Origin of the sequence: Microbulbifer sp. ARAS458-1, assembly GCF_045348205.1 — a bacterium.
GTDB lineage: Bacteria > Pseudomonadota > Gammaproteobacteria > Pseudomonadales > Cellvibrionaceae > Microbulbifer.
In genome coordinates, this window is record NZ_CP155838.1 from 512,789 (window position 1) to 532,968 (window position 20,180).

The 20,180-nt window shown below is 58.8% G+C and carries 14 protein-coding genes; 7 read left to right on the plus strand and 7 right to left on the minus strand.

What is annotated here, in order from left to right:
- Positions 1 to 346: 346 nt before the first annotated feature.
- Together AAFH99_RS02015 and AAFH99_RS02020 are read left to right on the plus strand one after the other, a co-directional pair.
- Positions 347 to 2,875: a TonB-dependent receptor gene (locus tag AAFH99_RS02015; protein ID WP_406828514.1), complete on the plus strand. Its 2,529-nt coding sequence runs from the start codon at positions 347 to 349 to the stop codon at positions 2,873 to 2,875.
- 186 nt (positions 2,876 to 3,061) lie between these two features.
- A complete protein-coding gene (locus AAFH99_RS02020; protein ID WP_406828515.1) occupies positions 3,062 to 3,922 on the plus strand; it encodes a helix-turn-helix domain-containing protein in 861 nt (286 codons plus the stop codon).
- 16 nt (positions 3,923 to 3,938) lie between these two features.
- On the opposite strand, the gene AAFH99_RS02025 is transcribed toward AAFH99_RS02020, so the two are convergent.
- Together AAFH99_RS02025 and AAFH99_RS02030 are read right to left on the minus strand one after the other, a co-directional pair.
- Positions 3,939 to 5,063 (minus strand): acyl-CoA dehydrogenase family protein, encoded by a 1,125-nt coding sequence (locus AAFH99_RS02025; protein ID WP_406828516.1) that lies wholly within the window; start codon positions 5,061 to 5,063, stop codon positions 3,939 to 3,941.
- Positions 5,064 to 5,065: 2 nt separating this feature from the next.
- The gene (locus tag AAFH99_RS02030; RefSeq protein WP_406828517.1) at positions 5,066 to 6,259 is read right to left on the minus strand and encodes an acyl-CoA dehydrogenase family protein; all 1,194 of its coding nucleotides are present in this window, start codon (positions 6,257 to 6,259) and stop codon (positions 5,066 to 5,068) included.
- Between the two features lie 166 nt (positions 6,260 to 6,425).
- Here AAFH99_RS02030 and AAFH99_RS02035 point away from each other — a divergent pair, with 166 nt between their 5' ends.
- Positions 6,426 to 8,330, plus strand: a complete 1,905-nt coding sequence (locus AAFH99_RS02035; RefSeq protein ID WP_406828518.1) for an AMP-binding protein — start codon at positions 6,426 to 6,428, stop codon at positions 8,328 to 8,330.
- Positions 8,331 to 8,370: 40 nt separating this feature from the next.
- Positions 8,371 to 9,369 carry an alpha/beta hydrolase gene (locus tag AAFH99_RS02040; protein WP_406828519.1) on the plus strand — a complete coding sequence of 333 codons (999 nt, stop codon included), beginning with the start codon at positions 8,371 to 8,373 and terminating at the stop codon, positions 9,367 to 9,369.
- Positions 9,370 to 9,557: 188 nt separating this feature from the next.
- Here AAFH99_RS02040 and AAFH99_RS02045 read toward each other — a convergent pair whose 3' ends face one another.
- The 3 genes from AAFH99_RS02045 to AAFH99_RS02055 form a co-directional block, all read right to left on the minus strand.
- Positions 9,558 to 10,484, minus strand: a complete 927-nt coding sequence (locus AAFH99_RS02045) for an SDR family NAD(P)-dependent oxidoreductase (protein WP_406828520.1) — start codon at positions 10,482 to 10,484, stop codon at positions 9,558 to 9,560.
- Positions 10,485 to 10,686: 202 nt separating this feature from the next.
- Positions 10,687 to 11,736 carry a phosphotransferase gene (locus tag AAFH99_RS02050; RefSeq protein ID WP_406828521.1) on the minus strand — a complete coding sequence of 350 codons (1,050 nt, stop codon included), beginning with the start codon at positions 11,734 to 11,736 and terminating at the stop codon, positions 10,687 to 10,689.
- 45 nt (positions 11,737 to 11,781) lie between these two features.
- On the minus strand, positions 11,782 to 12,453 hold the full coding sequence (locus AAFH99_RS02055; RefSeq protein WP_406828522.1) for a histidine phosphatase family protein: 672 nt from the start codon (positions 12,451 to 12,453) through the stop codon (positions 11,782 to 11,784).
- A gap of 186 nt (positions 12,454 to 12,639) precedes the next feature.
- Between AAFH99_RS02055 and AAFH99_RS02060 the strand changes: the two genes are divergently transcribed.
- The gene (locus AAFH99_RS02060) at positions 12,640 to 13,536 is read left to right on the plus strand and encodes a LysR family transcriptional regulator (RefSeq protein WP_406828523.1); all 897 of its coding nucleotides are present in this window, start codon (positions 12,640 to 12,642) and stop codon (positions 13,534 to 13,536) included.
- Positions 13,537 to 13,641: 105 nt separating this feature from the next.
- On the opposite strand, the gene AAFH99_RS02065 is transcribed toward AAFH99_RS02060, so the two are convergent.
- Positions 13,642 to 15,450, minus strand: coding sequence for an acyl-CoA dehydrogenase (locus AAFH99_RS02065; protein WP_406828524.1), 1,809 nt, complete (start codon positions 15,448 to 15,450; stop codon positions 13,642 to 13,644).
- Between the two features lie 453 nt (positions 15,451 to 15,903).
- Between AAFH99_RS02065 and AAFH99_RS02070 the strand changes: the two genes are divergently transcribed.
- Together AAFH99_RS02070 and rep are read left to right on the plus strand one after the other, a co-directional pair.
- Positions 15,904 to 16,854: an alpha/beta fold hydrolase gene (locus tag AAFH99_RS02070; RefSeq protein ID WP_406828525.1), complete on the plus strand. Its 951-nt coding sequence runs from the start codon at positions 15,904 to 15,906 to the stop codon at positions 16,852 to 16,854.
- Between the two features lie 142 nt (positions 16,855 to 16,996).
- Positions 16,997 to 19,030, plus strand: a complete 2,034-nt coding sequence (gene rep, locus AAFH99_RS02075; RefSeq protein ID WP_406828526.1) for a DNA helicase Rep — start codon at positions 16,997 to 16,999, stop codon at positions 19,028 to 19,030.
- A 292-nt stretch (positions 19,031 to 19,322) separates the two neighbouring features.
- Here the strand turns inward: rep and AAFH99_RS02080 are convergent, their stop codons facing one another.
- Positions 19,323 to 19,745 (minus strand): cytochrome c5 family protein, encoded by a 423-nt coding sequence (locus AAFH99_RS02080; RefSeq protein ID WP_043319775.1) that lies wholly within the window; start codon positions 19,743 to 19,745, stop codon positions 19,323 to 19,325.
- Positions 19,746 to 20,180: the final 435 nt, after the last annotated feature.

The following is a 20,180-nucleotide window of genomic DNA, read 5'->3' on the forward strand; positions in this document are numbered from 1 at the left end:
AGCGCGCGCAGAAGGCAGAGATGGGCAAGAGCGGTGAGCGCCGCGAGGAAGTGACCAGACCAATAACGAACAGACGTCCGGTAATAATCATTACTTGCGAGGTAATATTTAAATTTTACGGTTCGCGCCGGAAAAAAATATATTACCTGCAAGATAAAATAATTCGGTTTTTACCCTATAAAAATAGATTATTTTTCGATTTGCCCTCAGCAAGGGTTTTAATATTTTTTCGCTCTGCTAATAATCCCAATCGAACAGACTTTTGACGTCTGATTTTCATAACCCCATCCACAGAATAAATATAAATCCGGAGAGAGAAGCGATGTTCGGGATCAAGAAATTACCGATGGCAATTCGTCTGCTCAGTCTGCCGATGGCAGCCGCAGCAGCCATGCCCACAGTGGCCCAAGAGTCACGCGCACTGGAAGAAGTCGTGGTCACCGCGCAGAAGCGCGAACAGAACCTGCAGGATGTACCGGTTGCGGTCACCGCCGTGACCGGCGAACAGCTGCAGGAAGCGGTCATCAAGGATATCTTCGACCTGCAAACCAACACCCCCGGTCTGCGCGCAGGTCAAAACCAGACCACTACCACTTCGAATTTCGCCATTCGCGGCATCGGGACCTCCGGCCAGAACTTCGGCCTGGAATCCTCCGTGGGCCTCTACGTAGATGGCGTTTACCGCTCCCGCCCGAGCTCCATGATCAACAACCTGGTGGATATGGCAGCGGTGGAAGTACTGCGCGGTCCCCAGGGCACGCTCTTCGGCAAAAACACCCCGGCGGGTGCCGTCCAGTTCACCACTGCGGCGCCAAGCCACGAGACCGATGGTTTCGTAGAGGTGACCGCTGGTAACTACGGTCTGCTAAACACCTCTGCCGCCGCCAACCTATCGCTGGTGAAAGATGTGCTCGCCGCCCGCGCCACCGTATTCACCAGCAAGCGCGACGGCTACATCGATGCCACCATCGACGGCGAAACCGTAGACCTGAACAACCGCGACCGCTGGGGCGCACGCTTCCAGCTGCTCTACACCCCCAACGACGACCTCTCCGCGCGTTTGATTGTTGACAAGTCCGAGATCGACGAGATCTGCTGTGGCGCCCTGACCGTGCAGGACAGTCTGGAGCCCACTGGCCCCAACGGCGGTATCGACCCCGCTACCGGCCAGCCGCTGCCGCGCCCCTCGGCAATTCTGCAAAGCCTGGGTGGAACCGTGTTTACCGGCAGCCAGTTTGACGATCTGGAAACCGCACTGTCCTTCGCACCCGAATCCAAAGGTGAGGATTCCGGCATCTCTGTGGAAGTAAACTGGGATCTGTCGGACTCCATGACCGTGACTTCGATCACCGCGAGCCGCGATTACTCCTCTTACGACATCATCGACAGTGACTTTGGCGATGTGGATATCCTATCCACCAGTAATGATTCAGAACAGAGCTCCTTCTCCCAGGAACTGCGCCTGAATTTCTCCGGCGACCGCTTTAACGCTGTGGCAGGTGCCTACTACTTCGATCAGGACCTGGATATGGACTATGTCCTGTCCAATAACACCATGGCCAATGCCTATCTGGTTCCAGGGCTTGGACTTTCTGGCCTTGTGGGCGGTGTGAACTACATCTCCTCAATTCTGCCTCCCGGCACTGTGGCGCCTGCGGCAGCGGCCTACCTGGATGGCTACACCCCCATCCACACTGCCAAGCAGCAACACGAGAGCTGGGCCCTGTTCGGTCAGTTTGACTACAGCCTGACCGACGACCTGACGCTAACCGCCGGCCTGCGCTACACCGAAGAAGACAAGGCCATGCAGACCGTCTTCAGTGAATGGGTAAACGGTTCTCCGTGGAGCGGTTCGCCGGCAAACATTCCGGTTGTTGCCGCGTCTCTCGGCGAAATCTTTGGCGCTGGTGATACTTCCAGCCTCGCTGATCCGGCAGTCATCGCGGCTTACAACTCGTTCAGCCAAGCGGGCTGGGGTAACTTCCTGTTCGCGGCCAACAGCCCGCGCTCGGATATCGACACCACTCTGTCCGACGATCAGATCACCGGCACCATCAAGCTGAGCTATGCACTGTCTGACGACAGCATGGTGTACGCCTCCTACGGCACCGGTTACAAATCCGGCGGCACCAACACCGACCGTATCGCGCAGGGTTTCGACCCACTATTCGACGCAGAGACCTCCGCGTCTGTTGAAGTGGGTGTGAAGACCGAGTTCCCGGCCCAGGCGGTGCGTCTGAACATGGCCGCGCACCACACCACCCTGGACGACTACCAGGCCAACGCCTTTACCGGTGACGGTTTCAACCTGCAGAACGCCGGTGAGCTGGAGTCTTACGGTGCGGAAGCGGAAGTATTCTGGGCACCTGCGGACAACACTACCGTTACCGCGGCCTACGCCTACACCAAGGCCACCTTCAAAAAGTTTGAAATGGGCAACTGCTGGGTCACCACCCCCTGGCATACCGGTATGCCGGATCCGGGTCAAACAGCCCCGGGCGCCAGCGTGTGTGACCGCAGCGGCGATCCGCTGGCGACCACTCCCGAGCACTTCCTGACACTGGGCCTACGCCAGGACTTCAGCCTCACCGACGGCATCGACGCTTACCTGTTCGGTGAGTACAACTACCGTTCGGATCAGATGACTTCCAACGTCAACGACCCGCTGATGGAACAGGATGCTTACGGCCTGCTGAACCTGCGCGCCGGCCTGCTGTTCGCCGGTATCGATGCGGACCTGACACTGTGGGGCCGCAACGTGACCGACGAGCACTACAAGACCGTTGTCTTTGATGCGGTAGTCCAGACAGGCACCTCCATGGCCTATCCGGGCGAGCCGCGCAGTTACGGCCTGAGCTTCAACAAGCGCTTCTAACCGAGTCCTCGCAAGACGCCATTGCAACTTCAGGGCTGCTTTTGCAGCCCTTTTTTTAACTCCAGCACAGCCACTTTATTGCCAGCGAAATCGCGGGTGAGCCAACCCGCATGGCACTCACCGCGACTTCGTTTTATATTGATACCTCTTATATTGATTCTTCGCGCTGAAGATAAGCTAACGATCATGAAGCCATCCACGCTGTCTCTGGTCGAGAAGTCCAGGGGCGACAGCGCCTTCGGGCGCCTGATGCATTTCTGGCGCAAAGCCTCGGGCATGTCCCAGGAACAGCTGTCCGGGCCGCTGGGAGTGTCTCCCCGCCATATCAGCTTTCTCGAAACCGGCCGCTCCAAACCTTCGCGTATCGTCGTGCAGACGCTGGCAGACATCTTCGAACTGTCGGCGCGGGACCGCACCTACCTGATGACTGCGGCCGGTTTCTCTTCCGATCAGTCGGTCTTCGACAGCCCGGAACTGGCGATGTGGATTCGCAAAGCCATGCGCGCGTCCCTTGAGCACAGCGAACCGGCGCCGGCTTTTGTGCACGACAGTTTTGGTCGATTGCTGGCGGTGAATCGCGCCTGGCTGGCCTTTTTTATTCCGCATGTGGATCCCGCGCTGCTGGGGGACGATGCGAATATCTACGAACTACTGATGGACGGGCAGGGTTTGCGCCCGCTGCTGCACAACGGCACCGCACTGGCCAGCGGCCTGACACTGTACCTGGCAATGGAAACGCTCCAGGGGAATGATCCGAAGAATTGGGAACTGCTGCAGCGGCTGCAGGCTTCGGGTTCGGTACCGGAAAACTGGCACGCACTGGGGCGCAAGCTGACGCATACCAGTGACTATCCACTGGCACTGAAAACGGACGATAGGATGTGCAATATCACCGTGTTCAATGACACCCTATCATCGGTGCCGCAACTGGTGCAGCCACGCCTGCTGATCGGGCGCATTTACCGCGACGACGGCGAACCACTTCTTAGCGAAGAGCAGCTGGCGGCCGCGCCAGCGAACCACCCGCTGCTCTATCGCAATATTTAATAGTTGAAGGGACGCCTCACCAGGAGGCGTCGGCGAAGCGGCGCAGGTGACGGTCGCTATTGCCGAACTGCTGGCCGATGATCGTCATGCGCTTGAAGTAGTGGCCCACATCCAGCTCCTCGGTGACACCGATGCCACCGTGGATCTGCACCGCCTCCTGTCCGATTAAGCGGCCCGCCTTGCCGATACGCGCCTTGGCGGCGCTGACTGCGCGGCGGCGATCCTCAACGGTGCTTGCAGCATCGTCCCAGACCGTGGTCGCCATCAACATAATTGACCTGGCTTGCTGGCTCTCCATAAACATATCCACCATGCGGTGCTGCAGCGCCTGAAAGCGGCCGATGGGCTGGCCGAACTGCTGGCGTGTTTTGGCGTACTCCACGGTCTTGTCCACCAGCATTTGTATGACTCCCAGGGCCTCGGCGCAGATCGCCAGGGTCGCCAGGTCCACCGCCTTTTCCAGCCCGGCCATCGCCGCGCCTTCCGTGCCGAGCAACGCTTGCGCGGGCAACTGTACATCGCTGAAGGTGATCTCCGCGGCACGGCCGCCGTCCACCGTCGGATAGCCGACAATCTGCGCCCCGGCCTGCTGCGCATCCACAAGGAACACACTGACGCCATGTTCACTGTTTGCAGTCACCAGCAGTGCGTCTGCTTCGGCGCCGTTCAGCACCACGGTCTTGACACCGTTCAACACATAGCCTTCGCTGTTTTTTTCCGCGCGCGCGCCGATACGCTGCAAATCGAATGCGTTGTTGCCCTCCCAGCACGCCAGCGCCATAACTACGTCACCGCAGGCCAGTTGCGGCAGCCAGTGGTCTTTTTGTTCCGCGCTGGCGAGTTCCTGCAGCAGGCTAGTGCACAGCACAGCGCTGGCCAGGAAGGGTTCTACCACCAGGCCCTTACCCATTTCCTCCATCACCACCGCCAGATCACCGGCACCGCCGCTGAAGCCACCGTAGTTTTCCTCAACCAGCAGGCTGAGCCAACCCAGTTCGGCCATGGTATTCCAGTTTTCCACCGCGTAGCCCGGCGCATGCCGTTGACGCTTCTGGCGGTTTTCAAATGCATACTCCGCGCGCACAAATTTGCGCACGCTCTCCTGGAGCATTAATTGCTCTTCGCTGAGGGAAATATTCATGGTCATAGCCCCAGTACAAACTTACTGATGATATTTTTCTGGATCTCGTTCGAGCCGCCGTAGATAGTGGTCTTGCGGTAGTTGAAATAGTGGGGCGCGGTATCCGCCGCGTACCAGGGCCCCACCGGCTCGCCAGAAAATTCCGTGTCGAACTGTTCCGGCACAAACGGCAGCGCGTGGTGGCCGGCTACTTCCAGATAGAGTTCGTCGATTAACTGGCCGATGCTGGACCCTTTTATTTTTAAGATGGAAGATTCCGGTCCGGGCGCATTGCCCGTTGACACCGCGGCCAGGGTGCGCAGCTCGGTGTACTCCAGCGCGAGCAGGTCCAGCTCGATATCTGCGACCTTCTGGCGGAAAATCGGGTCCTCCGCCAGCGCGCCCTCGCCACTGGGGGTATTTTTCGCCAGTTCTTTCAGATCGCGCAGGCGCACCTTGGAGTGGGCCACGCGGGCGATGCCGGTACGCTCGTGAGTAAGCAGTACCTTAGCGTAGGTCCAGCCCTTGCCTTCCTCGCCGATTCTGTTGGCCACGGGCACGCGCACATTGTCAAAATGCACTTCGTTCACTTCACGGCGGCCGTCCAGAGTGATCACCGGGGACACGCTCACCCCCGGGGTCCGCATGTCGATCAGCAGAAAGGAAATGGATTCCTGGGCTTTGACGTCGCCGCTTGCGGTCTTGACCAGGCAGAAAATCCAGTCGGCCCAATGGCCGAGGGTGGTCCAGGCCTTGGTGCCATTGACAATGTAGTCGTCGCCGTCGCGGGTGGCAGTGGTCTTCAGCGAGGCCAGGTCCGAACCCGCATTGGGCTCCGAGTAGCCCTGGCACCACCATACATTGCTGGCGAGAATATCCGGCAGGAAGCGCTGTTTCTGCTCCTCGGTGCCATAGGTGAAAATCACCGGCGCCACCATGCGCATGCCGAAGGCGATTACTTCCGGCGCATAGGCCAGGGCGCACTCTTCGGCGAAGATATGCTTCTGGGTATGGGTCCAGCCGGTGCCTCCGTACTCCACTGGCCAGTTTTCCGCGGCCCAACCCTGCTCGAATAGAATTTTTTGCCAGCGCACCATATCGTCTTTACTCAGAGGAATATGGTTCTTGGCTTTGTGTTGAATGTCCTTGGGAAATTTATTCTCGAGAAAACTGCGCACTTCCTCGCGAAACGCCTGCTCTTCTTGTGTGAGATTCACTTTTTCTTCTCTCCTCGCATTCTGCTGGATCACATCCTAAAAGGCTTGCAACCAGGGGGCCATTACCTGCAGCATCAAACCTGCCTTACCTGTGAAGTAATGGAGCCGGCACACACTCTGGGAGAAATTGTCGCGTACAAAATAAATTAAAATTTTGAGAGAACTTATGAGCGAGCTGCCCCTACTATCACTGGAACAGGTCCGGCGCCTGGAGCAGACTCCCTGTGCAGAGCGCTACCCGCTGAGCACTATTCCCGCCCTGCTGCGTCAAGCCTGCGAGCGCTATACCGACGATACCGCAATCCAGCTACTACTGACCGGCGAGCCAGGTGAAACCCCGATCTCCACCAGCTACCGCCAACTTTTCGATTCGACCCTGCGCGCGCACCAGCTACTGAAAGAACTGGGATTTGGTCGCGACCAGGTGCTGTCGCTGCTGTTGCCGATACTGCCGGAAACCCAGATCCTGACCTTCGCCGCCCAGTGCGGCGGCATCGCCAACCCGCTCAACCCCATGCTGGATGCGGAACATCTGGCCGCTATCATCAACGCCACCGGCGCGTGTATGCTCGCGGCCTGCGCGCCGCAACTGGACCCTGAGGGCTGGGCCAAGGTGCAATATCTTCTGCGTGCGTGCCCGACCATCCACAGCCTGCTGCTGATCGCCCCTCCCGACACGCCACTGGACCCCAACCTCGCAAGCGACCTGCCGGAGCGGGTGCAACTGGTGGATTACCGCGTGCGTGCGGCAAACGCCCAGGCGGTGCCGCTGGCAGCACTGCCCTCGGCCGGGGATACCGCCGCCTACTTTCACACCGGCGGCACCACCGGTCGCCCCAAAATCGCCAAGCTGACCCAGGCCAACTTCGCATTTGTGGCGCAAGCCATGCGCGATGTGACCGCGCTGCCCGAGGGTCACACCCAGCTGAATGGCCTGCCGCTGTTTCATATTTACGGCTCCATGGCCGCAGGTCTGGCAAGCGTCATTAACGGCTGCCGGGTGGTGCACCTGACCCCGGCAGGCTTCCGCACCCCGGCGGTCATTCAAAACTTCTGGCAGCTGGTGGCTGAACACCGTGCCAATATAGTGCCGGTGGTACCCACCCTGTTCGGCCTGCTGCTGGACGCCAATGTAGACGGACTGGACCTGTCCTGCCTGTGGGAAATGGGCAGTGGTGCCGCACCACTGCCGGAAGGTCTCAAACGACGTTTCGAAATACGCTTTGACCTGCGTATCGCCGAGGGCTACGGCATGACCGAAAGCTGCTGCCTGATTGCGCGCGCCCAGGGCTCGCCGGTTCCCATCGAATGCGCCGCCCCGGCGGGCAGTGTTGGCCTGCCCATTCCGTACACGAAAGTCTGCATTGCCAATCTCACCAGCGGCCAGCTACTGCCCCTGCGCAGGGACGATGTGGGCAATATCCTGATCAGCGGCCCCAATGTGTTCGCCGGCTACCTCGAAGAAAGTGACAATAAGGGGGTCTGGTTTACGGACGACGACGGTTGCCGCTGGTTCGACACCGGCGACTGCGGCTACCTGGATGCCGACGGATACCTGTATATCACCGGCCGCGCCAAAGACTTGATTATTCGTGGTGGGCACAATATCGACCCCCAGCTGATCGAAGAACCGCTGCGCGAACACCGTGCGGTGGCGGAAGTGGTCGCGGTCGGCATGCCCGATGCCCGCGCCGGCGAACTGCCGGTGGCTTTCGTGCAGACCTGTGCGGGAGCGAATGTCCGCGAGGAAGAACTGCTGGATTTTGCTGCCGAACACATCCGCGAGCGCGCAGCGGTACCCAAGCGGATATTCATTGTGACCGAGATGCCGCTCACTGCAGTCGGCAAAATTTTCAAGCCGGAACTGCGTCGCCGCGCCCTGGCCTGTGCGGCCGATGAACTGTTGCGCGGCGCAGGTATCGAGGCACAACCGGAGGCACTACTTGCGAGCGGCAGCTTGAAGTTATCGGTACGTGTGGGCAGTGAATCCACGGCGCAAGTGAAGAACCTGCTGGGGCAATTGCCGGTCGCTCTGACCCTGCTCAACACGGAATCCAATGGATTTTCCTGAAACCAGTTATATCGAGACCAGCCAACCGAGAGTTAATAAAATGCTACGAGTTTTGATCGTCCCGCTTCTGCTACTCGCTAGCAGCGCCCACGGGGAAACAACGCTATTCCTAACCCCGCAATTCAAAGTTCAGGTGCAAAAGGACCTGACCTACGGCGAGGGCGTTGTAGATTCCAGCAGTAAACCCCGCACCCGTAAACTGACCATGGACGTTTACCAACCGAAGGGCAACGGCGCGCCGCAGCAGCGTCCGGCGCTGATACTGGCCTTCGGGGGCTTCTGGCATCGCGGCGGTAAGAACGCAGCGCCCATGAGCGATGCGGAGGGCAACCAGAACACCCCCATGGCCGACTACTGCCAGGCGTTCGCCGCCCGAGGTTACACCTGCTTCGCCATCGACTATCGACTGACCCAGGAAGACCCAGGCCTGCACAATCCGCCCAATGCCGAGCGCCTGATGAATCCGGAATTCGCCATGCAGCACAAGTTTCTCGGCGGTGCAAACAAGGTGCGCGATGAACTGGGCCTGGCACCGCTCAACGACGAAACCCGCTTCTGGTTCTGGCGCGCGATCGTCGGCTCCTCGGAAGACATGGGCAAAGCCGTGGCGCATATCCGCGCCAATGCCGAAACTTTCGGCATCGACCCGGAGCGGGTGGCGATTGGCGGCTGGTCGGCCGGCGCCTTTACATCGATTAATGTAGGCTTCGGCGCACAGGCACCGGTCAAAGCGGTGATCGCCAATTCCGGTGGCTTCTGGGGCTATAACCTCTACCAGTTGGCACCTGTAGAGAACGCCCCCGCGCTGCTGATGGTATGGGGTGAAAACGATATTCCCGGCCTGCTGCAGATCGCCCCCTCGATGGTGCGCAGCATGCGCGGCGCCGGGGTCGACAGCCAGCTAGCGTGGGTGCCCGGTCGCGGCCACTTCTACCGCCAGAACGACATCACCCTCGCCGACGACGGTAGCAAGATGCCCCTGCTGGAGCGCATGAACAAGTTCCTGTTCGCGAAACTGGACCTGCAGACGTTGCAATAATTTCTATCCGGAAACGAGACACCCATTTCACCAGGGCGCGCCGGCCCGGTCATGGGACTTGAGCGAGGGTTCAGCGCAATACTGTCAGAGTCTCCATCGGTAGTGGTCAACGCCACACTTGCTTACCACTGCAACCTCAGTACTAAACCACTCGCGCGGCAGGTACCGCGCGAAGGCGTTCTCCCCACTCAGCCTCCCAGCTTAACGCCCATGGCGCTGGCCGCCTTTTTCAAAAATTTCACTGTCTGGTTGAAACCACCCACTAACTCCTGCTGATCAGTTTCATCAGCAATGGCATCTAGATTAGCGAGTACGTCTTCTGCGGTCTGCTTTTCCGGCGGCAAGTAAATACCTTTGGTTTCCAGAATACGAGTCTTGGCATAACCACCTGCGCCAGCACACAGAATAAAGCGGTTAGGTGCGTCATCGGCCACCAGGGCAATCAGGCCCGCGGTGACAGATTCCGGGGTCAGGAGCTCCAGCGCCTTCGGGTCGGGAATGACGTCTTCGGTCATGCGGGTGGCGGCGGTGGGCGACAGGCAATTCACTTTGATTCCGTATTTTTCCCCTTCGAGATGAAGGGTATTCATCAGGCCCACCACGCCGGTCTTGGCTGCCCCGTAGTTGGACTGGCCGAAGTTACCGTAAAGGCCGGACGAGGACGTGGTCATTACAATACGGCCGTATTTCTGTTCGCGCATGGTCTCCCACACCGCTTTGGTGCAGTTCACGCTGCCCATCAGGTGCACATCCACTACCAGCTTGAAATCATCCATGGGTGCCTTGGCAAACGATTTATCCCGAAGAATACCTGCGTTGTTCACCAGGATATCCACGCGGCCCCAGTGATCCACCGCTTCTTTGACCATCTCCTCCACCTGATCAAAGTCGGTCACGTTGGCACCATTGGCGATAGCCTCACCACCGGCAGCCACAATTTCCTGCACGACGGTTTCCGCAGCACTCCGAGAGCCACCGGAGCCGTCGCGGCCCGCGCCCAGATCATTGACCACGACCTTGGCGCCGCGACGGGCCAGCTCCAGGGCGTGGGAACGACCGAGTCCGTTACCCGCGCCGGTGACAATCGCCACTTTACCTTCGAAAGAAATAGACATGATTCTCTCCATTAATGCATTTTGAATATTTGCTGAAATTCTTTTTCAGTTTTTGTTTAGCAAACTTTTAAACGGCAGTGTTCAATCTATTTTGGTCACAAATAACAACGCGGAACCCGGCGCGCGCCACGGCGGCCCAGCGTTTCGGAAATCAATGCACCAAAGCCACTTGCAACACCGATGACACGCGAAACTTTTCCGCTCAGGATTCATTCGCGATAACATCCAGTGCCATCACTGCGAGAGGCTCCACGAAAGCGCCGAGTTTCACTGCGTCTTTACTTGAGGCGTTGCCATCGTGGGCGCGCTTGGCGACGCCCTGAATAATGGCCGCCAGACGGAAGAAACTGAACGCAAGGTAGAAGGCCCAGTTATCAATATGCGCTATTCCCATGCGGTCACAGTAACTCGCCACATATTCCTGCTCGCTGGGTATGCCAAGCGCGTGCCGGTCAACCCCCATCAATCCGGGCACCTTTCCGCTATCGGCGGGCATGCGCAACTGCATACACTGATAGGCGAGATCCGCAAATGGATGCCCCAAAGTGGAGAGCTCCCAATCGAGAACCGCTATAGCCCGCGGCTCGGAGGCATGGAACATTATGTTGTCGAGGCGGTAGTCACCGTGGACCAGCGACACTCGCCCATCGTCCTGCGGCAGGTGTTCACCAAGCCACAGGATCAGCTGATCCATCGCGCTGATCGCTTGCAGTTCCGATGCCCGATACTGGCCCTGCCAGCGGTCGAATTGGCGCTCGAAGTAATTGCCAGGGCGCCCGTAATCGGAAAGTCCGACGGCTTCCAGATCTATATTGTGTAGCGCCGCGAGAACCCGGTTCATTTCCTCGTAAAAAGCACTGCGCTCACTATTGCCCAGTTCCCGCAGAGCGGCATTCCAGAATATTCGGCCTTCGCAATACTCCATCACATAGAACATAGAGCCAATTACGCCCTGGTCCTCACATAGATGCAGCACTCTGGGTACCGGAACATCGCTCCCCTCAAGTGCATGCATAACACGATATTCGCGATCCACCGCGTGCGCGGACTTGAGCAACTTTCCCGGGGGCTGACGACGCAACACGTAAGTGCCCTCGCGGGTATCAATCTTGAAGGTGGGGTTAGACTGTCCACCGGAAAACTTGCTCGCGCGCACCGGGCCGTCAAAACCTGGAATTTTTCCTGCGAGATAATCGGACAGCACTTTCGTATCCAGCTGACTCACCTCAACTGTGCTTTTGACCTCTGACATTTAACGTTCCTCAACCATCGCTGCAGTTTCTTTTGGCATTACTTTTTAACTGTATGTAATAAACTCGCGGCGTTGTCGATTCTCCAGGTGGGGGACGAAATTAAAGCTGTGCAGACTCATACCACTACGACCAGAAATAAAATGGCTGACCGCGGTATTTTTTATCTGCATATTCAATTGCGTCACACTGTGGGATGGCGCCCCCATAATCTGACGTACCATCATGGCGATGGCACCCGCGGAACTCACCACCAGCGTTTTTCCCCCTATCGCACCGGTCGCAATTATTCCCAACACCTCTTCAATTCTTTGCTCAAACTGTTGCCAGCTTTCCGCAGCATTAATTTCGCCGGTGGACCATGCGTGCATGGCCATTCTTAGAAAACGGTAGAACTCTCGGCGCTCAGCCCCAGCCTGCGGTACAGCCTGCGGATTTTTATCCCCATAGGCTTGCGTCACCTGTTTGAAATCAAACTCATTTAATTGCGGTAACTGTTCCACCCGCTGGCGATCCAATCCCAGGCCCTCGCAGATACCCTGGGCGGTTTCCCGTTGGCGCTGCAGATCCCCACTGACGATATGATCGAATTGCAGCTCCTCCTGCGCCCAGTGCTCTCCCAGCCAGCGCGCCTGCTGCCAGCCCAGTTCCGAGAGTTGGTCGTAGTTGTCGCTACCAAACGATGCCTGGCCGTGGCGTACAACGAAAATCTCTGACACTGCCTCTCCCTCCATTACCGCACCCTAAAGGATGATGTGCCGTTTGCGAATTACGTCGCAGGTTATTCACTCGCGGACTTTACTAGGCCATAAAGCTAGCGACCCCTCGTGGATCATTAAAGTTTATTATGTAAATATCCAAACATTAACAGTGGTTATACCCAAGTACTCAGGCCCTGGAGAGACGTGACCGTGCAGTTACAACAGTTTGATATGAACCTCTTCACGGTGCTGGATGCCATCTACAACACCCGCAATCTCACCCGCGCGGCTGAACGCCTGCACATTACCCAGCCGGCGGTGAGTAACGCCCTGGCGCGACTGCGCCGGGCGCTGGACGACCAATTGTTTATCCGCACACCCAACGGAATGAGCCCCACTCCGCTCACCGAAAGCATCATGCCAAAGGTACAGCAGGCACTGGCCCTGCTGGGAAGTAGCGTGACGGAGCACCACCGCTTTGACCCCGCCAGCGCACAGAAGACCTTGCGGGTATCCATGAACGATATGGCGGAGACACTGGTGCTGCCACGACTGCTGGAGCACCTTCAAGCGGTGGCGCCGGGTATCAGCGTGGAGTCTTATTATGTGCCGAGGGATCAGCTGGCAAAGGAGCTGGCCGCAAATACTCTGGATTTTGCCCTGGATATTCCGATGGTGTCGGCGACCCAGTTGAATCAACAGCGACTGGTGGCGGATCGCTACCAGTGCATGCTGCGCCCGGATCACCCGCTGGCGAGCGTATCGAGCCTGACACTGGAGCAGTATCTGGAACTCGAACATATCCATGTCTCCAGCCGCCGCAGCGGGCCGGGGATTGCGGATATCGCGCTGAACAAGCTGGGGCGGCGGCGCAAGGTAAAGCTGCGAGTACAGCATTACCGAGTGGCGCCACTGGTAGTACTGAAGACAAACCTGGCGTTAACAGTACCGGTCAGTTTGGCCCGGCAGTACCCGGCGAAATGTTTCGAACTACCCTTTCAGATTCCCCAGATGGACTGGCACCTGCTGTGGCACCGCAGCCAGGAGGAAGAGGGGGCCAATCGGTGGTTGCGGGAGCAGGTGCTGGATTTGTTTGGTTGAGACAAGCCTGGCGGGCGGCTGAAAAACCTCGTGCGTGCGCAGGAGCGGATCGCGGTAGTGGAGGCGGCGCGAGAAAGGCTCTGCCGGATGCAAAAGGGATTGGTATCAGAACCAATCCCTCTGCATTTCAAACGCAACGGAATTGCCGCATTGCAACAGCTCAATCTGTGGCTGAATTTCCGGAAGCTCCCATTCGATGTAATAGCGCGCAGCTTGCAGTTTACCGCGGTAGAAATCACGATCTTCCTGCACCAGCGCCGCTTCTTGTGAGAGCTTGACAGCAGCGATCAACGCCTGGCGCAACCATATCCAGCTCACCACCACGCGCCCGACCACGTCCAGATACAATGTGGCGTTGGCCAGCCCCCGATCCGCATCTTCCGCGATATATCCAAGCAGGACTTCAGTTACTCCGTGCATCTGATTGAGCGCGTCACCAAGAGCCCAGGCCAGTGGTTCCAGCGTGGAGTTGCCGGCGCATTCCTGCAGGGTATTGTGAATTTCTTCGGTCAGTGACTTGTACCCGGCCATCTGATTGGCGGGTACTTTGCGGCCCAGCAGGTCTAGGGCCTGAATACCTTCGGTGCCCTCGTGAATCGGGTTCAGGCGGTTGTCCCGGTAAAGTTGTTCGAGGGGATACTCACGGATATAGCCGGAGCCACCGAGCACCTGAATTGCCAGATCGTTGGCCTTCAGGCAGTACTTTGACGGCCAGGATTTGACAATAGGAGTGAGCAGTTCCAATAGCTCGGCCGCCTTCTGGCGTTCCGTGTCCGAGGTCGCGCTGTGAGCATCCTCGAACAGGGTGCTGCCGTAAAGACATAGAGCGAAGCCGCCCTCCACATAACTTTTTTGTGCGAGCAGCATGCGCCGCACATCCGCGTGCTCGATGATTGGTAGCTGTTTGGATTGTGGATCGCGATTGGATGGCAGGCGGCCCTGCGGGCGCTCCCTGGCATATTGCAGGGCGTGTCGATAGCCGCGGTAGCCAATCACCGCAGCGCCGGTGCCCACACCGATACGCGCCTCGTTCATCATCTGGAACATATAGCTGAGGCCCTTGTGGGGCTCGCCCACCAAGTAGCCAACCGCACCTTCCTCTTCGCCAAAGCTCAGTACCGTTGAGGTGGTGTTGCGGTAACCCATCTTGTGCAGCAGGCCCGCCAGTTTTACATCGTTGCGCACCGCGGGCTGTTCGCCCTCGGATGGAATCACCTTGGGGACCAGAAACAGAGAAATACCTTTCACCCCGGCCGGTGCCCCTTTAATGCGTGCCAGGACCATGTGCACGATGTTTTCCGTAAACGGCTGGTCGCCGCCGGAGATAAACATCTTCTGCCCGTGAATACGGTAGCTGCCGTCTCCCGCGGGGGTGGCGGTGGTGCGAATATCCCCGAGCGCGGAGCCCTGGTCCGGCTCTGTAAGCGCCATAGTACCGGCGTAGCGGCCGTCCATCATCGGCGGCAGATAGCGCTTGCGCAGCTCTTCGGTGGCAAAACTGTGCACCAGGTTGGCAGCGCCGAGGGTAAGGAATGGATAGGCAGCGGTGCCCACGTTGGCGGCATTGATATAGGCCATGGCGATGCGCAATAACACTTCCGGAAGCTGCATACCGCCGTCTTCAAAATCGTAGTGGGCGGAGAGAAAGCCGGCATCGGCGAACGCGTGCCAGGCGTCGGCGGTTTCCGGTATCAGGGTGACATTTTCGCCGTCGAAGGTGGGCTCCTGGGCGTCACCTTTGGCATAGTGATTGGCGAAGTATTTTTCCGCGATGGCCTTGGCGGTCTCCAGGGTCGCGTTGAACACCTCGCGGGAATGCTCCTGGTAGCGGGGCCGCTCTAGCAGTGCCTCGGTGTCGAGAAACTCATACAGCAGGAACTCGATATCCCGGTCATTCAGATACTGCGCACTCATAAGCACTCCAACGCGATCTTATTAGAATTTTTTAAAAGTTTTATAAGAATCAGATCAGGGTAGGGAGCGCTTGCAACCTTGGCAATGACATCTCAGGTAATGGCTACTGACCGAATCTGGGGGCAGCATCCATTGCCGGTGACAACGGCGGGGCCGGCAATAGCGGTGGCGCATTTGAGTCTGCTACCTTTCAGTAACTGCCAGTAACTGCGATTATGGATTGCGATGTCCGCCAAAGCGGTATGCGACAACCCCGCGCTATTTGAAGTGACGGCAAAATTCAATCTGGTGTTGGGGCCGCGGCTTTTCTAAAGCGGCAGCACGAAATCCATGTACAGGCTGCAGCACCAATGGTGCAGCCACCGAAGAGGGCGCTTCCTGATGAAACAGCGGGTGATAACTCAACTGGCGCGTTGTGCATTGCTTGTTTTCGCGTTACAGGTTGTGCCTACTGTGGCCGAAAACCCGCGCGATCGTAGCCCGTTCGATCGCTACCCGATCCACTTCACCACCGCGAATAATGTCGCTATTGCCTACCAGGACATGGGGCCAGATAGCGCGGAGGCGGTGCTGCTGGTTATGGGGCTCGGTGCCCAAATGCTGCACTGGGGCGATCCTCTGGTGCAGGGACTATTGGATGCCGGTTACCGGGTGATAGTACTGGACAATCGCGATGCCGGCCTGTCGCAGAAATTTTACCTTCTGTCGGCGCCGCCGGTCTGGTGGACGCTGGTGCGCGACAAGGTCGGTCTGACGCCCACACCAGCCTATACCCTGAATGATATGGCCGCGGATGCGGTAGGTGTGTTGGATACACTCGGTATTGAGCGCGCCCACGTAGTGGGTGCCTCCATGGGCGGAATGATTGCCCAGATACTCACGCTGGAATACCCGCAGCGAGTGCTGAGCCTAACATCGGTGATGTCCAGCTCCGGCGCCCCCGGCCTGCCGGAGTCTACGCCCGAGGCGGTATCGGCCTTGGCGAGCAGTGCCAAAGCCAAAGAGGCAAACCGCGACCAGATAATCGCCAGACAAGTGGAAGTAGCCCGCGCCATCGGTTCGCCCACGCTTTTCAGTGAACCCTATGCACGGCAGTTGGCGATCCGAGTGATGAACCGCGGAAGTTACGCCCCGGGCATGAGGCGGCAGTTGCAGGCGATTCTCGCCAACGGCGATCGCTCGCCAGTTCTGCGGAAACTTCAAGCGCCGGTTCTGGTGATTCACGGCGAGGACGACCCGCTGTTGCCCATCGATCACGGCCGAGATACCGCGGCGAAGATTCCCGGCGCGCGCTTTGTCTCGATTCCCGGTATGGGACACGCGCTGGAGCCTGAAGTCAGTCGGCGTCTACTTGCGCAGCTGGTGCCTTTCCTGCAAGACCCTGTGCAGTTGGCCACGGAATAAAATTGATGTAGTAACCTTCGCAGGATTGCGGGTAAACCCGCTTCACTGGCACCCGCCCTGCCGGTCATGCAACTTGAGCGAGGTTTCCCCGCAACACTGGTAGAATCCTCGACTCGAGCGCAACCAAGATGTAAGCCCCAGAATGACCCAGCTGAATCCCCGCCAGGCGGAAGCCGTCAAGTATATCGACGGCCCCTGCCTGGTTCTGGCCGGCGCCGGCTCCGGTAAAACCAGTGTAATCACGCGAAAAATTGCCTATCTGATCGAAAAGTGCGGCTATCAGGCGCGAAATATCGCTGCGCTGACCTTTACCAACAAGGCCGCGCGGGAGATGAAAGAGCGGGTGGGCAAGCTGATTACCGGCCCCGACGGCAAAAAATCCAAGGCCTCTCACGGCCTCACCGTGTCCACCTTCCACAACCTGGGCCTGAATATCCTGCGCAAGGAATACCGCGCCGCCGGCTTCAAACCCGGCTTCTCGATCTTCGACTCAGAAGACGCCCGTGGTCTGATCAAGGAACTGATGCTGCGCGACGGCGATCTGGACACCGACCTGCTGGACCGGGTGCAGAACCAGATTTCCAACTGGAAGAACGACATGCTGCCCCCGAAAAAGGCCCTGGAAACCGCCCAGAGCCCGGGCGAACAGGCCATGGCGGTGGCCTACGGGCGCTACTGCGACGCCCTCAAGGCCTACAACTCCGTCGACTTCGACGACCTGATCATGATCCCGGTGCAGCTGTTCGACACCGACCCCGAACTGCTGCAGCGCTGGCGCCGCAAGATCCGCTACCTGCTGGTGGACGAATACCAGGACACCAACAGCTCCCAGTACCTGCTGGTGAAAATGCTGGTGGGCAGCGGCGGCGGCCTCACCGTGGTGGGTGACGACGACCAGTCCATCTACGCCTGGCGCGGCGCGCGCCCGGAGAATATGAGCCAGCTGAAGCAGGATTACCCCAACCTGCGCCTGATCAAGCTGGAACAGAACTACCGCTCCACCAGCCGTATCCTCAAGGTGGCCAACCACCTGATCGCCCACAACCCGCACGAGTTCGACAAGGCCCTGTGGTCCGACCGCGGCCTCGGCGACGAAATCCGTGTGCTGAAGGTGGCCAACGAGAACGAGGAAGCCGAGCGCGTCGCCAACGAAATCTTCCTGCAGAAGGCCCGCCGCGGTTGCCAGTTCAAGGACTTCGCCGTGCTCTACCGGGGCAACCATCAGGCGCGCCTGATCGAGATGAAGCTGCAGGAAAACCAGATCCCCTACCAGCTCTCCGGCGGCACCAGCTTCTTCGCCCGCGCCGAGATCAAGGACGTCATGTCCTACCTGCGCCTGCTGGTCAACCCGGACGACGACAACGCCTTCCTGCGTATCATCAACACCCCGCGCCGCCAGATCGGCACCAGCAGCCTGGAAGCGCTGGGCAACTACGCCAAGGGCCGTGAGATCTCCATGCTGAGCGCCTGTTCAGAGCTGGGCTTCAAGGAGCACATTACCGAAGCGGGCTACGAGCGCCTCAACCGCTTCGCCCACTGGCTGGAAGGAGTGGCGCGCAACTGCCGCGACAACAGCCCGGAGTCCGCACTGCGAGAAATGCTCGACGATATCGACTACGCCGGCTGGCTGTCCCAGAACGCCAGCAGTGAGAAGGTCGCCGAGAAGCGCATGGAAAACGTCTACTGGCTGCTCGACAGCCTGATGAAAACCATGGAAGGCACCGACGACGAGCTGGAGCAGGACGTACGCCTGGAACAGGCCATCTCCAAACTGATCCTGCGCGACATGCTTGACCGCCAGGAAGAAGAGGAAGCAACCGACAAGGTCAGCCTGATGACCCTGCACGCGTCCAAGGGCCTGGAATACCCCCATGTGTTCATGATCGGCATGGAAGAAAACCTGCTGCCCCACCGCAACAGCATTGAAGACGACAATATCGAAGAAGAGCGCCGCCTCACCTATGTGGGTATCACCCGCGCCCAACGTACCCTCACCATGACCCTGGCGGGCAAGCGCAAGATGTTCGGCGAAAACCAGGACACCACCCCCAGCCGCTTTCTCGAAGAGCTGCCGGAGGAGGACTGTATTTTTGAAGGGTTTGGCAAGGCGACCCCTGAGCAGAATCAGGCCAAGGGGGTGGAGACGCTGGGGTCGCTGCTCAGCATGTTTGACTAAACGGCAGGGCCGAAGGCGCCGTGAATACCTGGAGCGGTCGGAACGCCGTTTAGCACAGCCGAAGGCTGCCCGAAGGGCGAGGTGATGCGGCACACCGACCAGGGACGGCCCGAGTGACTGAGCACTCACCGAAAAGCCTCTTCTTCGTCATGCCGGACTCGATCCGGCATCCAGCCCCTGGACACCGGCCTGCGCCGGTGTAACGGTAGCGGGGGAACCGAAAACGCCAAATTTCACGCACAAAAAAAGCCGCTCAGTGAGCGGCTTTTTCATTCAGTAAGCGAGCAGTCGCTTACTTGCTGCCTTCCACCATATGATCAACGGCAGCCTTCACTTCATCGTCGGAACAGGTCATACACAGACCCTTCGCCGGCATGGCGTTAAAACCGTTGATGGCGTGGGTGTAGAGCGTGTCCATACCTTTTGCTACACGCGGGCCCCAGGCACCGGCGTCACCCATTTTCGGCGCACCGGCCGCGCCAGTTGCGTGACAGGCTGCGCAGTGGGCACTGTATACGTCGCTGCCGCTGCGGGCTCCACCAGATGAGGCGGCTGCTGCGGGCGCTGCCGCTGCACACTCGTCACCCTTCATGCAGGTCTCGCCTGCCGGCGCGATGCGCTCTGCAATCTCTTCGTCTACAGAAGACTGGGCCACAGCTACTGCCGCGCCAGCCGCTACGGCCAGCGCCGCGATAAAACTCAAAACACCTTTCATCCATTCCCCCTAAAGGCCCAAGCCGGCCCGTAGATTCCGGCGAATTCGCCATAAACCTCTTCTGAACAGCCGCGCATTATAAGCATAGCGCCCGCCTCTGCGAAGGCCCGTGCACCATAACCGGACCAATCCCCCAATTTCCTTTGCCCTGCCACAGCCCTTCTGTATAATCCGCCTCCGCGCCGGGCTTCTCTAAGCCCTTGATTTGGCGCCGATTTGGCTGTGAAGGCCAGAGTTCCCGCCCCTAGCTCAGCTGGGTGAGGCAAGCGCTTGCAAGGCATCGCCTTGCGCGCAGCCGAACGACACCCATCTATGATGGGTGGCCGGTCCCGAGCAACGCGAGGGGAGCGTCGCCGGAAGCCGCAGGCTTCCCGCCCTGACTCAGGCACGGCGCGAATGTAAAAAATCAGAGTTTTCCGCCCGTAGCTCAGCTGG

Coding starts and splice junctions, on each gene's coding strand:
- AAFH99_RS02035 (WP_406828518.1), top strand. CDS start 6,426: ATGAGCGAGCTGCCCCTACTATCACTGGAACAGGTCCGGCGCCTGGAG.
- AAFH99_RS02025 (WP_406828516.1), bottom strand. CDS start 5,063: ATGAATATTTCCCTCAGCGAAGAGCAATTAATGCTCCAGGAGAGCGTG.
- AAFH99_RS02080 (WP_043319775.1), bottom strand. CDS start 19,745: ATGAAAGGTGTTTTGAGTTTTATCGCGGCGCTGGCCGTAGCGGCTGGC.
- AAFH99_RS02020 (WP_406828515.1), top strand. CDS start 3,062: ATGAAGCCATCCACGCTGTCTCTGGTCGAGAAGTCCAGGGGCGACAGC.
- AAFH99_RS02050 (WP_406828521.1), bottom strand. CDS start 11,736: ATGTCAGAGGTCAAAAGCACAGTTGAGGTGAGTCAGCTGGATACGAAA.
- AAFH99_RS02040 (WP_406828519.1), top strand. CDS start 8,371: ATGCTACGAGTTTTGATCGTCCCGCTTCTGCTACTCGCTAGCAGCGCC.
- AAFH99_RS02015 (WP_406828514.1), top strand. CDS start 347: ATGGCAATTCGTCTGCTCAGTCTGCCGATGGCAGCCGCAGCAGCCATG.
- rep (WP_406828526.1), top strand. CDS start 16,997: ATGACCCAGCTGAATCCCCGCCAGGCGGAAGCCGTCAAGTATATCGAC.
- AAFH99_RS02065 (WP_406828524.1), bottom strand. CDS start 15,450: ATGAGTGCGCAGTATCTGAATGACCGGGATATCGAGTTCCTGCTGTAT.
- AAFH99_RS02045 (WP_406828520.1), bottom strand. CDS start 10,484: ATGTCTATTTCTTTCGAAGGTAAAGTGGCGATTGTCACCGGCGCGGGT.